Annotated in this window: 11 protein-coding genes and 1 tRNA gene; 7 read left to right on the top strand and 5 right to left on the bottom strand. The window is 63.1% G+C overall.

Features of this window, described 5'->3' with window-relative positions:
* The first annotated feature begins 51 nt into the window (after window positions 1-51).
* From BLT65_RS14400 to BLT65_RS14375, 6 genes are all read left to right on the top strand, one after another.
* Window positions 52-127, top strand: a tRNA-Phe gene (locus tag BLT65_RS14400).
* A gap of 391 nt (window positions 128-518) precedes the next feature.
* Entirely contained in the window at window positions 519-1,250 is a 732-nt protein-coding gene (gene queC, locus BLT65_RS14395) for a 7-cyano-7-deazaguanine synthase QueC (protein ID WP_035987203.1), read from the top strand.
* 76 nt (window positions 1,251-1,326) lie between these two features.
* Window positions 1,327-1,959 carry a 7-carboxy-7-deazaguanine synthase gene (queE, locus tag BLT65_RS14390; RefSeq protein ID WP_042305021.1) on the top strand — a complete coding sequence of 211 codons (633 nt, stop codon included), beginning with the start codon at window positions 1,327-1,329 and terminating at the stop codon, window positions 1,957-1,959.
* A gap of 9 nt (window positions 1,960-1,968) precedes the next feature.
* A complete protein-coding gene (gene queD / locus BLT65_RS14385; protein ID WP_085954608.1) occupies window positions 1,969-2,412 on the top strand; it encodes a 6-carboxytetrahydropterin synthase QueD in 444 nt (147 codons plus the stop codon).
* Window positions 2,413-2,596: 184 nt separating this feature from the next.
* Window positions 2,597-3,379, top strand: coding sequence for an HpcH/HpaI aldolase family protein (locus BLT65_RS14380; RefSeq protein ID WP_042305020.1), 783 nt, complete (start codon window positions 2,597-2,599; stop codon window positions 3,377-3,379).
* Window positions 3,376-4,086 (top strand): tetratricopeptide repeat protein, encoded by a 711-nt coding sequence (locus BLT65_RS14375; protein ID WP_091778640.1) that lies wholly within the window; start codon window positions 3,376-3,378, stop codon window positions 4,084-4,086. Before BLT65_RS14380 ends, BLT65_RS14375 begins: the two co-directional genes overlap by 4 nt.
* Window positions 4,087-4,154: 68 nt before the next feature.
* Here BLT65_RS14375 and rodA read toward each other — a convergent pair whose 3' ends face one another.
* The 5 genes from rodA to BLT65_RS14350 form a co-directional block, all read right to left on the bottom strand.
* A complete protein-coding gene (gene rodA, locus BLT65_RS14370) occupies window positions 4,155-5,303 on the bottom strand; it encodes a rod shape-determining protein RodA (RefSeq protein WP_042305018.1) in 1,149 nt (382 codons plus the stop codon).
* A 10-nt stretch (window positions 5,304-5,313) separates the two neighbouring features.
* A complete protein-coding gene (mrdA, locus tag BLT65_RS14365; RefSeq protein WP_091778638.1) occupies window positions 5,314-7,716 on the bottom strand; it encodes a penicillin-binding protein 2 in 2,403 nt (800 codons plus the stop codon).
* 175 nt (window positions 7,717-7,891) lie between these two features.
* On the bottom strand, window positions 7,892-8,404 hold the full coding sequence (mreD, locus tag BLT65_RS14360) for a rod shape-determining protein MreD (protein WP_042305016.1): 513 nt from the start codon (window positions 8,402-8,404) through the stop codon (window positions 7,892-7,894).
* A complete protein-coding gene (gene mreC / locus BLT65_RS14355) occupies window positions 8,401-9,528 on the bottom strand; it encodes a rod shape-determining protein MreC (protein WP_042305015.1) in 1,128 nt (375 codons plus the stop codon). Before mreC ends, mreD begins: the two co-directional genes overlap by 4 nt.
* 118 nt (window positions 9,529-9,646) lie before the next feature.
* Window positions 9,647-10,690: a rod shape-determining protein gene (locus tag BLT65_RS14350; protein WP_004189550.1), complete on the bottom strand. Its 1,044-nt coding sequence runs from the start codon at window positions 10,688-10,690 to the stop codon at window positions 9,647-9,649.
* A 378-nt stretch (window positions 10,691-11,068) separates the two neighbouring features.
* On the opposite strand from BLT65_RS14350, the gene gatC reads away from it, so the two are divergent.
* A complete protein-coding gene (gene gatC, locus BLT65_RS14345; RefSeq protein ID WP_007582035.1) occupies window positions 11,069-11,368 on the top strand; it encodes an Asp-tRNA(Asn)/Glu-tRNA(Gln) amidotransferase subunit GatC in 300 nt (99 codons plus the stop codon).
* Window positions 11,369-11,410: the final 42 nt, after the last annotated feature.

The raw sequence follows: 11,410 nt of genomic DNA, 5'->3' as shown, positions 1-11,410 counted from the left end.
GGAGGGGCTTGAGAAAGCCAAAAGTGCTTGCTATACTCTCGCTTCTTCGTTGGCCCGGTAGCTCAGTTGGTAGAGCAGCGGATTGAAAATCCGCGTGTCGGTGGTTCGATTCCGCCCCAGGCCACCAGGATTCGGCCCCAGGAAATCGCAAGATTCCTGGGGCTTTTCCTATTTGCGGGCAAGATATTGTTCGCTGCGTGGGATGAGCGGTGCAGCGGCCGCGAGCGAGCCTCGGCTGCGCATGATAAAATCCCGCTGTATCAAGGACTTGCCACGTGTTCTTCGCAAGTCCTTTTTCGTTTCAGGTCCAAGGCATCGTGTAGCGTGAAACGCTCTGGCGGACGATCAACGGTATAAGCCACAGCAGATTGGCGCGCGAAAGCCGCCGCCTATACTGCTTGAGCCAGTGTCCGTGCCGGCCCGCGCCGAAGGTCTCAAACAGGTCGCGAAGCCGGCGCGCGAGTCGCCGCTTGCGCGCGGCCGCTGGCGCACGCAATCAACCTACACGGAGTTTCACGGTGACCCGCAAAGACGCCAAAAGTAGCGCGCTGGTGCTGTTTTCCGGTGGCCAGGATTCGGCCACGTGTCTCGCCTGGGCGCTGGATCGATATGAAACGGTCGAAACGCTGGGTTTCGACTACGGCCAGCGGCATCGCGTCGAACTCGAATGCCGCGAGGGATTTCGCAGCGCCGTGGCGCGCACGTTCCCCGAGTGGGGTGAGCGGCTCGGCGACGATCACATGATCGATCTGTCAGTGCTCGGCTCCATCAGCGATACCGCGATGACGCGCGAGATCGAGATCCACGCAGCGTCGAACGGTCTGCCGAATACATTCGTGCCCGGCCGCAACCTGATGTTCATGACGATCGCGGCGGCCATTGCGTATCGTCGCGGATTGCGCGTGCTGGTCGGCGGCATGTGCGAGACGGATTTCTCCGGCTACCCGGATTGCCGCGACGACACGATGAAAGCGCTGCAAGTCGCGCTGAACCTCGGCATGGACAGCCGCTTCGTGCTGGAGACGCCGCTGATGTGGATCGACAAGGCCGACACTTGGCGCCTCGCGCATGAGCTGGGCGGCGAAGAACTGGTCGAGCTGATTCGCGTCGAGACGCACACGTGTTATCTCGGCGAGCGCGCGGAACTGCATGCGTGGGGCTTCGGTTGTGGCGAGTGCCCGGCGTGCCGCTTGCGCAAGCGCGGTTACGAGGCGTATCTGAACGGCGAACAGGTCACGGAACCCGCTTGAGCGGCTTATACAAGCAACAGCACGCGGCACAAGCGCACATCAACAGAGCTTCACGGAGCATCGGGCAGAAAGCAGCATGACGTACGCGGTCAAGGAAATCTTCTACACGTTGCAGGGCGAGGGCGCGAACGCCGGACGTCCGGCCGTGTTTTGCCGGTTCGCCGGATGCAACCTGTGGTCGGGCCGCGAAGAAGATCGCGCCGACGCGGTGTGCCAGTTCTGCGATACCGACTTCGTCGGCACCGACGGCGAGAACGGCGGCAAATTCCGTACGCCCGAAGAACTGGCGGCGAAGATTGCCTCGTTGTGGCCCGAAGGCGAAGGACAGCGTTTTGTCGTGTGTACGGGCGGCGAGCCGATGCTGCAGATCGACCAGCCGCTCGTCGATGCATTGCACGCGCAGGGCTTTGAAATCGCGATCGAAACGAACGGCTCGCTGCCGGTGCTCGACACGATCGACTGGATCTGCGTGAGCCCGAAGGCCGACGCACCGCTCGTGCAGACCAAAGGCAACGAACTGAAAGTGGTCGTGCCGCAAGAAAACCAGCGTCTCGCCGACTATGCGAAGCTCGACTTCGACTATTTCCTCGTCCAGCCGATGGACGGCCCGTCGCGCGATATCAATACGAAGCTCGCCATCGACTGGTGCAAGCGTCATCCACAATGGCGGCTGTCGATGCAGACTCACAAGTACCTGAACATTCCCTGATTTGCCGTGCTGACGATTACACGAAAACTCGAATTCGACGCGGGTCACCGCATTCCCGATCACCGCAGCCAGTGCCGTAATCTGCACGGTCATCGCTATGTGCTCGAAATCACGCTGCAAGGCGATCTCGTCGAAACGGAAGGTGCGCCGGATCGCGGCATGGTGATGGATTTCGCCGACGTGAAGGCGCTCGCGAACGAGCACCTCGTCGACAAGTGGGATCACGCGTTTCTCGTCTATGAAGGCGATACGCAGGTGCGCGGCTTTCTCGAATCGATGGCCGGTCACAAGACGATCGTGCTCGACCGCATTCCGACCGTCGAAAACCTCGCCGCCGTCGCGTTCGACATTCTCGCGAACGTCTACGACGCGCACTACGGCGTCAATCTGCGGCTGCATAAGGTGCGTCTCTATGAGACGCCGAATTGCTGGGCCGACGTCGTCCGCGACTAAACGGGTTATTGTCACGGTATGATCGTTTCGATAACCACACGGAGCGAGACATGCCGGTCACCGCGCTACGCTGCGGGCTCGACGCCCGCCACCATCCTCTAGTTGTTGACGTCGGCCTTTCGGGCCGCGTCGTCTTTTGCTCCAGCCTGATTGCGGCTGCGCCTCGCATCGACGGAGGCGCGCGATGAGCACGTTTACGAATCCCCTCAAGCTGCGTCTCAAGGACCCGGACCCGCTGTTCGGCTTGTGGCTCTCGCTGGGCAGCGATAGCGCGGCGGAAGCGCTGGCGCACGCCGGTTTCGACTGGCTGCTGATCGACATGGAGCATGCGCCCAACGACAGCAGCGACGTCACCGGACAACTGCGCGCGATTGCTGCGGCGCATCTGCCGACCGAGCCCGTCGTGCGTCTGCCCGCCGTCGAGCCGTGGCTCGTCAAGCGCGTGCTCGATGCGGGCGCTCGTACGCTGATGTTTCCGAACATCGAGACGGCCGATGAAGCGGCCCATGCCGTTCGCCTGACGCAATACGCGACAGCCGATGCGCCGGACGGTCTGCGCGGCGTCGCCGGCGCTGTGCGCGCTGCGGCTTATGGCATGCGGCGCGATTATCTGCAGAACGCGAATGCGCAGATAGCGAACATCGTGCAGATCGAATCGCAACACGCGCTCGCAAATCTGGAGCAGATCGCGGCGACGCGAGGTGTCGATTGCCTGTTCGTCGGACCAGCGGATCTCGCGGCAAGCCTCGGTCATCTCGGCGACTCGAAACACCCTGAAGTGCAGGACGCGATGAAGCATATTCTGGACGTCGCGCATCGTGCGCGTGTCGCGACGGGCATCTTCGCGATGGACGTCGCGAGCGCGCGGCAATACCGGTCGGAAGGCTTTCGCTTCATCGCGCTGGCCGCCGATGTGATGTGGCTGTTGCGCACCACGCGACAGGCACTGCAGGAGGCTCGGTCATGAAGCTGTTGTCGTTACGCGCGATGCGCATTGCAAGCCGTGCCATCGTGCTGACCGCTCTGACGGCGGGTGCGGCGGCACACGCGCAGAGTAAGACGCCACCCGCGTCGGATATGGAAACCCAAACGGCCGTCGCCGATTACAACGCAGGCAACTTCACGTCTGCGCTCGCCGAGTTTCGCAAGGCCGCGCAGCGCGGCAGCCGCCTCGCCGAGTTCAACTACGCGATGATGCTGCTCAACGGCGAGGGCGGTCCTGCGAATGTCGAAGAAGGCAAGAAGTGGCTGCGCAAAGCCGCCGACGCGAACATGTCGCACGCGCAATACGTGTACGGCAAGATGTACGACGATGGCGAGTTCGTCGGGCGCGATCCGGCGGAAGCGCATCAATGGTTTCTGAAGGCTGCGCAGCAAGGGCATATCCAGGCCGAGCTGGCGCTGGCGAACCAGTTTCTCGATGGGCGCGGCACCGCACGTGACAACCAGCAGGCGTTCTATTGGTACAAGAAGGCGGCCGAGGGCGGCGACATGACCGCGCAGTACGTGACGGGCTCGTTCTACGAACGCGGCGGCGATGGCGTGACGCAGAACCTGAACGTCGCGCGGGCCTATTACGCCGCGGCGGCTGCACAGGGCGACCCGGCGGCGCGGCTCAAGTATCAGCAACTCAGCACCCAGTTACGCGAATCGCACGAAGCGAAGCCGCAATAAAAAAACGGCGCCTGAAAATCTCAGGCGCCGTTTTGTTTTTGCATGTCCGTATTGTTGGTGCTGCCAGGTCAGCTTTGCATCAAACGCTTCTGTCGCGCGACGCTCATGATGAGCCCGATCGCAAAACCGAGCGTCGTGAGCGCGGTGCCGCCGTAACTCATGAACGGCAACGGCACGCCGACCACGGGAAGAATCCCGCTCACCATGCCGATGTTCACGAACGCGTAGGTGAAGAACGCCATCGTCAGCGAGCCGGCCAGTAATCGGCCGAATAGCGTCGCGCCGTTCGCCGCGATGTACAGGCCGCGCGCGATCAGCGCCATATAGAGCGTCAGCAATACAAGGCCGCCGGCCAGGCCGAACTCCTCTGAGAACACCGCGAAGATGAAGTCAGTGTGCTTCTCGGGAATGAACTCGAGATGCGCCTGCGTGCCCTTCAACCAGCCCTTGCCGAGCGGGCCGCCCGAGCCGATCGCGATCACGGCCTGAATGGTGTGGAAGCCTTTGCCCAACGGGTCGGACGTCGGATCGAGCAGCGTGCAGATGCGGTGCTTCTGGTAGTCGTGCATCAGCGGCCATTGCACTTCAGGCTGGCAGATCTTGTCCTGGAACGTCGCAATCGCGCCGACGGCAATCACGCCCGCAATCAGCACGGGGACGATCAGCTTGAAGCTCAGCCCCGCGAAATAGATAACGAAGAACCCCGATGCGAACACGAGCACGGCCGTGCCGAGGTCGGGCTGTTTCGCGATCAGCCCGACTGGCACCGCGAGAATTAGCATGCCGACGATGTAATCCCACCAGCGGATGTTGCCTTCGCGGCGCTGGTAGTACCACGCGAGCATCAGCGGCGTCGCGATCTTGAGAATCTCCGATGGCTGGATCACCACACCAACGTTGATCCAGCGCTTGGCGCCCTTGCGCGTGAGGCCGAATAGCGCCACGGCAATCAGTAACGCGACCCCGAATGTGTAGAGCGGGACGGCGAAGCGCATCAGCGTCGTGGGCGGGATGTTGGCCAGCACCCACATCAGCGCGAACGTCAGGATGATGTTGCGCAGCTGGTCTTCGACGCGGCCGGGCACGTCGAGGCTCGCGCTGTACAGCGTCACGATGCCGACGCACAGCAGCAGAAACACGATCAGTGCGAGCGGTCGATCGAAGCCCGCGAACATCTTCTTGAAGCGTTCGAGCCAGGCGCGCTTGTCGATTTGCATGCCTTTCTCCTTACTCGTCGATGCCGCCGGAAACGGGGCCGCGCGGCGCGGCCTGCGATTCCTCGTTACGCGACGGCGCGGCAGCGACCGGCCGCGATTCACTGGCCGGACGGGGTTTGCGTGGGGACTTGCGGGCGTCGGACGCCTTGACGGGTGCCGCAGCCGTGGTTGCTGCCGTGTCAGATGCAGCGGGCGACGGCGCGACTGTGGCCGACGCGACGCGCGGCGCCTTGGCCGGCTTCGATGCCGAAGCGGCTCGCGGCGCCGCAGCTGACGAAGCGACAGGCGCCGAAGCCGAAGCTGCGCCCGACGCCGCGACGGCGCCGGATGCATCCGACGCAGGCGCCGCATGCGGCGTCGGTGCGCCCGCGGGCAACGGCAGTGGCTTGAAGCCAGCCGCGACGGCGACAGGCTGAATGTCGCCGGTGGGCGCTACCGGCGCGCTACCGATGACGGGCGCCGACGTTTCCTCCGTCGCCGATGCAGCCGCCACGACGGCTGCCTGCTCGACGCCCGGTTTCATGCGGTCGACGAGGTAATAGTCGAGCACCCGCCGCGCGATCGGGCCCGCCGCTTGCGCACCCCAGCCGCCGTTTTCGACGATCAGCGCGACCGCGATTTTCGGGTTGTCGGCAGGGGCAAACGCGATGAAGAGCGCGTGGTCGCGCAGATGTTCAGCGAGCGCGTGGCCGTGGTACTTCGCGCCTTGCAGCGAGAACACCTGCGCCGTCCCCGTCTTGCCCGCCGACACATACGCGGCATTGCGGAACACCTGATACGCAGTGCCCGACGGGTTCATCGTCACGTTTTCCATGCCACGCTTCACGACGTCGATATCGGACTGCTTCACGTCGATGCGTCCGTCGTCCTTCGGCACGGTAGCGCGCAGTGCCCGGGTGATCGGATTCTCGATCTCCTTCACAAGGTGCGGCTTCATCACCGTGCCGTTGTTCGCGAGCGTCGCTGTCGCATGCGCGAGCTGAAGAATCGTGTACGAGTTGTAGCCCTGACCAATGCCGAGGCTGATCGTCTCGCCTTCGTACCAGCGTTGCTGTTCGGGCTTGCGATACGCCTTGCGCTTCCAGTCCGTCGAAGGCAGAATGCCGCGCGCTTCGCCGGCGATGTCGATGCCCGTTATCTGGCCGAAGCCCCACGGCTTCATAAATCCGGCGATCGCGTTGACGCCGAGATCGTGCGCGAGCATGTAGAAGTAGGTGTCGTTCGACACCATGATCGCGCGATTCATGTCGATCCAGCCCTGACCCTGCGGCACGTCGTTGCGGAACGTGTGGCCACCGAACGTGTACGAGCCCGGATCCTGGAAGCCCCATTGCGGCGTGCGCTTGTGCAGCGTCAGCGCGGCGAGCGCCATGAACGGCTTGTACGTCGAGCCGGGCGGATACGTGCCGTGTAGCGGACGATTCAGCAGCGGGTGATCGGGCGAGTTGTTCAGTTCGTCCCAGGTCTGCTGGTCGATGCCGTCGACAAACGAATTCGGATCGAAGCTCGGTGCGGACACGAACGCGAGCACGTCGCCCGTCGATGGCTCGATCGCGACGAGCGCGCCGCGGCGGCCCGCAAACGCCTGCTCGGCGACCTGCTGCAAGCCGATATCGAGCGACAGCACGAGGTTGTTGCCCGGTGTCGCCTGCGTGCGCGACAGCGTGCGCACCGGTCGCCCGCCCGCCGTCACTTCGACTTCTTCGAAGCCCGTCAGCCCGTGCAGCTCTGTCTCGTAGCTCTGCTCGACACCGATCTTGCCGATGTAGTCGGTGCCTTTGTAGTTGTTCGCGTCGAGGCGCGCGTCGTAGTGCTCGGGATCGCTGTCGTTCTGGTCGCTGGCGTCGTCGATCTTGTCCTGGTCGCGCTGCGAAATGCGCCCGATATAGCCGATTACATGCGCCGCCGTCGGTCCGAGCGGATATTGGCGGAACAGGCGCGCGCGCACTTCGACGCCAGGGAAGCGGAAACGCTGCGCTGTGAAGCGCGCGACTTCGTCGTCGGTGAGGCGCGTGCGGATCGGCAGGCTCTCGAAGTTCTTCGAGTCTTCCTGCAGTTTGCGGAAGCGGCGGCGGTCGCGCGCGTCGATACTGATGACGGTCGCGAGACTGTCGATTACGTTATCGAGCGTGTCGTTTAGCTTCGACGGCGTGATTTCCAGCGTGTAAGCCGAGTAGTTCTTGGCGAGTACGACGCCGTTGCGGTCGGTGATGATGCCGCGGTTCGGCACGATCGGCGCGACTGAGATGCGGTTTTCGTTGGCTTGCAGCGAGTATTTGCTGTAGTGCCAGACCTGCAGGAACAGGAAACGGAACGCGATCAGCCCGAAGCAGACAAACACGAACAGCCCCGCCGCCGCGACGCGCAGGCGGAATTTCGTGAGCTGCTGCTGGGTGTCCTTGAATTCGGTCATGCGGTTGGGCAGGAACTGCCGGTTATGCGGTTTGATTCAATTCGGCGGCGAGGCGCCGGTGCGCTGCCGGGTTTTGCGCTGCGTCGGCCGGTTGCGCAGCGCATTGCGTCGTCGAACGTTCGTGAAGGCGGCGAAAAGCCTGGCGCGTTCATCAGCGGACGGGCGGCGCGGGCGGTCAGATGGGCCGCGTATCGTCCGGATCGGCCGGACGGCGTTGCGGCATCAAAAGCAGAATGCTCGCGACGGGCCAGAGTGCTGCTTCGACGAACCCGTCGATCAGATAACCCCAGCCCGGAAACGACGCGCCCGTCAGCAGGCGGATCACGAACGGCACGAGTTGCGCGACGACGAGCAACGGCATCACAGCGAAAACCTGCACACCGATCGACATCCACAGCACGCGGCGGTGGATCGTGATCGCGCCGTACGACAACAGCGTGTAGGCGAGCGCGTGTTCGCCGAGCAGGCTGGCGTTATGCACGTCCATCAACAGACCGAGCATAAACGCGATACCCATGCCGACCTTGCGCGGCTGATGCACGTTCCAGAACAGCAGCACGAGCGCGACGAAATCGGGCACGCCGACCAGACGGCCCCACGGCATCATGTTCAGCAGGAACGCGGCGGCGAGGCTGAACGCGATGAAATAAGGATTGACGGGCTGCAGGATGTACTGCGGGCGATTCATTGCTTGGCCCCCTGATTTGCCCCTTGAGCGGCTTGAGGCTTCGCGCCCTTTTCAGCGGCCGGCTTCTTTTCGGTCGATGCCTTGCCAGCAGGCTTGGCCGACGATGCGACAGCCGGCGCAGCCGGTTTTGCCGCAGCCGCGGCCGCTGCAGGCGCCGATGCGGCGGCCGTCGGAGCAGACTTCGCGTCCTTCTCGCCTGACTTGCCTTTGTCCTGCGTTTTCGCGTTCTTCTTTTTCGCTTCCTTCGCGGCTGCGGCGGGATCGGGTTCGTCGGCGGGGCGCGGCGGCACGTTGTTCTCGTAGTGTAGAACAAGCAGATCGCGAGCACCGCGCACAGGCGCGATGGGCTGGCAGATCACGCGCGCAAATGCCGTGTCCGCCTGTTTGTCGACGCGCACCACCTTCGCGACAGGCAGCCCCGGCGGATAGATGCCGTCGAGACCGCTCGTCACGAGTTCATCGCCGGCCAGCACATCGGCGCTGATCGGCACGAAACGCAGGTCGAGCGCGTCGCCCTTCGGCGTGCCGTAGATCACGCTGCGCAGGCCCGTGCGGACGATCTGCACGGGGACGGCCTGGTCCTTGTCGGTGAGCAGCGTCACTTCGGACTGCATCGGGAACACGCGCGTCACCTGGCCGATCACGCCGTCTTCATTGACGACGGGCGAACCGTCCCTGATGCCTTGCTGCGATCCACGGCCGATCACGACCTTTTGCGTGAACGGATCGCGCGTGTCGTACTGGATTTCGGCGGGGATCGACTGCGTTGTCATCCGTTGCGACAGTTGCAGCAGATTACGCAGATGCGCGTTTTCCGCGTCGAGCTGGGCCGCCTGGTTGGCCTGCTGCGACAACTGCAGATTGCGTGTGCGCAACTTGTCGTTCTCGCCGCGCAGCGACGCGCTGGTGACGGCGAGATCGGCGGCGCCCATGAAGATGTCGCGCGGCACCAGCGCCGCGCGCTGCAACGGATACAAGCCCGCGCCGAGCACGCCGCGAACGATCTCGAGCGTGCGGAATCGCGCGTCGGAAATGAGCAGGGCGAGCGCTACCAGCACGAAGAAGATAAGTCGTGCGAGAGCCGAGGGGCCTTGCTTGAATAGGGGCGGCGGACTGTATTCCATGGTCGCCGGGAGCGTGAGCGATTGGGTGAAACGGCGGCGCGCTAGGCGCGCGCCCAACGCGCAAAGGCTGGCGGAGCCAGCCTTTCAGTGCGCGCTGCAGACATGGAGACTGGCAACCTTACTCGTACGAGAAGATGCTGCCGAGCTTGTCCATGCGTTCGAGCGCCATGCCCGAGCCACGCACGACGCACGTCAGCGGATCTTCTGCGACCAGCACGGGCAGGCCCGTTTCTTCCGCCAGCAGGCGGTCGAGGTCGCGCAGCAGTGCGCCACCGCCCGTCAGCATCATGCCGCGTTCGGCGATGTCGGCGCCGAGTTCCGGCGGCGTCTGTTCCAGCGCGATCTTCACCGACGACACGATCTGGTTCAGCGGATCGGTCAATGCTTCGAGAATTTCATTGCTCGAAATGGTGAAGCTGCGCGGAATGCCTTCCGACAGGTTACGGCCCTTCACTTCCATTTCCTTGACTTCCGAGCCCGGGAACGCGGAGCCGATTTCCTTCTTGATGGCTTCGGCCGTCTGTTCGCCGATCAGCATGCCGTAGTTGCGGCGGATGTAGTTGACGATCGCTTCGTCGAACTTGTCGCCGCCGACGCGCACCGAACCCTTGTACACGATGCCGCCCAGCGAGATCACGCCGACTTCCGTCGTGCCGCCGCCGATGTCGACGACCATCGAGCCCGTTGCTTCCGAAACCGGCAGACCCGCACCGATAGCAGCTGCCATCGGCTCTTCGATCAGGTAGACCTGCGATGCGCCCGCACCGTGTGCCGCTTCCTTGATGGCACGGCGCTCGACCTGGGTCGAACCGCACGGCACGCAGATGATGATGCGCGGCGACGGCGAGAACATGCGCGATTCGTGAGCCGTCTTGATGAACTGCTTGATCATCTGTTCGGTCACGGTGAAGTCGGCGATCACGCCGTCCTTCATCGGGCGGATCGCCTCGATGTTGCCCGGCACCTTGCCGAGCATCTGCTTTGCTTCCTTGCCGACTGCCTGAATGGTCTTCTTGCCATTCGGGCCGCCTTCCTGGCGAATCGAAACGACGGACGGCTCGTCGAGAACGATACCTTTGCCACGCATATAGATAAGCGTGTTGGCCGTGCCGAGGTCAATGGCCAGATCGTTGGAGAAATAGCTGCGCAAAAAACCGAACATGCAAAATCCTGTCTCGCTGGGGGCCGGCCCTCGCATCGAAAGCGTAGGGCGGCAGCGGAAAAAAATTAGCAGCCTCATGTCCGGCCAAGTGCGCCGTAGGAAGCATGAAACTGCGAGGGAACGTACCGGAGGCTATCGCAAGGCAGCCGAACTGTCGTTCAGCGATCTCTGAAAATGTCAGAAAGCCCTTGGTAAGACGGTCCGGGTTTGGGTCGAACGCGTAATGATACCTTATAATTTTGCTTGATTTAAAGGAAACGAATGGCACTTTTTGCCTTCGCGGGCCCCAATTTCGAGGGCTTGCTCCAATGACCTAACCCGCTGTCGCAGCATCGTTTTTTCATCGTTGCGGCAGACTGCCACTTTTCCGGTGATCGCATGGCCCTGACTCTGACCGATGTGAAACGCATCGCCCACCTCGCACGGCTCGAACTGCCCGATGCCGATGCCGAGCACACGCTGACCCAGCTCAACGATTTCTTTGGCCTCGTCGAACAGATGCAGGCGGTGGATACGACGGGCATCGCGCCGCTCGCGCATCCCATCGAGCAGATCGAAGACGTGGCGCTGCGTCTGCGCAACGACGCGGTGACCGAAAACGTGAATCGCGATGATTACCAGCGTCCGGCGCCCGCGGTGCAGGACGGCCTGTATCTGGTGCCGAAGGTCATCGAGTAAGCGCCGCTTCAATGATTTAGCACAGGGTTGTGTGTCACGCGT

The sequence above is a fragment of the Paraburkholderia steynii genome, from assembly GCF_900100565.1.
Classification (GTDB): domain Bacteria; phylum Pseudomonadota; class Gammaproteobacteria; order Burkholderiales; family Burkholderiaceae; genus Paraburkholderia; species Paraburkholderia terrae.
This window is presented reverse-complemented; position numbering and strand designations above follow the sequence as displayed.